At 58.4% G+C, this 1,275-nt stretch carries 2 protein-coding genes; both read right to left on the reverse strand.

Annotation, left to right across the window (positions count from 1 at the left end; translation table 11 throughout):
• Positions 1 to 124: 124 nt before the first annotated feature.
• Positions 125 to 850 (reverse strand): CbtA family protein, encoded by a 726-nt coding sequence (locus tag JCM25146_RS15960; protein ID WP_025829289.1) that lies wholly within the window; start codon positions 848 to 850, stop codon positions 125 to 127.
• Between the two features lie 30 nt (positions 851 to 880).
• Positions 881 to 1,099 carry a CbtB domain-containing protein gene (locus tag JCM25146_RS15965; RefSeq protein WP_025829292.1) on the reverse strand — a complete coding sequence of 73 codons (219 nt, stop codon included), beginning with the start codon at positions 1,097 to 1,099 and terminating at the stop codon, positions 881 to 883.
• Positions 1,100 to 1,275 lie beyond the last annotated feature (176 nt).

Genomic DNA, 1,275 nt, shown 5'->3' on the forward strand with positions numbered 1-1,275 from the left:
GTGTCCTCAGCACTGGTCCTGCTCCAGCAGGACCTCGCCAGAGCACGCACACAAAAAAGGCCACGCAAAATGCGTGGTCTTTTTTGCATACTGTTGCTTACAGCACAGCCCGAGCCAGAATGGCCTAACGGGCCTGCGCAGCAGACGAACGCAGCAGCCTGTCTGCCAGTGCGCCAAAAACCAGCCCCAGCGTGGACCACATGACAAGCTGCATGCCGATGGCCGCCTCACGGAAGCGCCAGAGCACAATGGCGGGGAAATCTCCCGGCACCTCGTTAATGTCAGGCAGACCGAACTGGGCCACCACCACAAGGGCAATGCCAAGGCCAATCCCGCACAGCGCGCCATTCCAGCGACCAAGAGAGACAGACATAGCCCGCCCGACCAGCAGCGCGATCATGGAAATGGCAATGGCAATCCCCACCATGGCAAAATACATGGCCGTACGCAGACCAATGGTTTCCTCCAGCCCCACCGCAGGCGGATTGGGCGGATATTTAAGATCAGGGATCAGCACAAAGGTTAAAAAACCAACCCCGGCCAGCAGCAGCGCCAGCGCACGGGGGCTGGACAGCGTAAGCCGCTTGTAAGCAAGTGCAAATACAATGGCGAACACACCGCCATAAGCCGCACCATACATGAGCACTGCTGTCAGCAGGCCGTAGGAGGCCTGTACAGCACGGCTGACAATTTCGGGCTCGGGGGCGTTGCCTGCCGCAGCATCCTGTGCGGCTTCAAACGCGATGGCCAGAGCCACCTGAGGCTCCCCAAACAGCCGGGCAAACACAAAACCCAGCAATGCAGCCACAATACCCGCGGCCATGCCACGAGCAAGAAGACGACCAACCATGAGACGAATCTTTCCTGACGCTGGGTTTATTTAATGGCAGGGGAAGCCAAGCAGATGGCGGCCGTCATGCACGAATTCATGCACGGAGTGGCCAGAAATCAGGGAGGTTGCCCCCTGCTCCGCACCCACAAAGTAAATCAGCAGTGCCGCCACGATCAGGCCGAACACGCCCCATGGCAGAATGTCGCGCAGCGGAATACCTGCATCGGCCACCATAACGGGGGCTGTGGTATGAACAGATGTGTTCATGATGTTATCCTTTTTTATATCTTGGCATGGGCACAACGCGCGGCGTGTGCGGGTCAGTTAAAAAGCAGGGTGTCTCATGGTCGTCGTGCCGGTATCATAGATTTTCGGCACGACACGACAAGACTTTAAACCGACGACCCGCCATCCCCGTGCGTCATCCCCTGCCGGGGAAGGGA

The sequence above is a fragment of the Acetobacter okinawensis JCM 25146 genome, assembly GCF_000613865.1.
GTDB lineage: Bacteria > Pseudomonadota > Alphaproteobacteria > Acetobacterales > Acetobacteraceae > Acetobacter > Acetobacter okinawensis.